This is a genomic window from Methylophaga sp. SB9B, from assembly GCF_004832235.1.
GTDB lineage: Bacteria > Pseudomonadota > Gammaproteobacteria > Nitrosococcales > Methylophagaceae > Methylophaga > Methylophaga muralis.
Map to the genome: position 1 here is coordinate 1 of NZ_SSXS01000066.1, position 254 is coordinate 254.

Genomic DNA, 254 nt, shown 5'->3' on the forward strand with positions numbered 1-254 from the left:
GTCATCATATACTGGACTTGCTCTTTTTTGGCATGTCCATTGCCAACTACAGCTTTTTTTATTTGGGTTGCAGAATATTCATGGACCAGTAGCTGCTGGCTGACAGCGGCACAGATGGCGGCACCACTGCCTGGCCAAGTTTTAAAGCCGAATCGGCATTTTTATGCAGGAATACTTGTTCGATAGCCATAATATCGGGCTGATAACGCTGAATAATATCGGTCAGCCCTTCAAATATCTGCTTTAAACGATTG

At 44.1% G+C, this 254-nt stretch carries 1 pseudogene; it reads right to left on the minus strand.

What is annotated here, in order from left to right:
* A pseudogene (gene ruvC / locus E8Q33_RS15160) lies at window positions 1–238 on the minus strand (crossover junction endodeoxyribonuclease RuvC); the annotation flags it as partial.
* Between the last annotated feature and the right edge of the window lie 16 nt (window positions 239–254).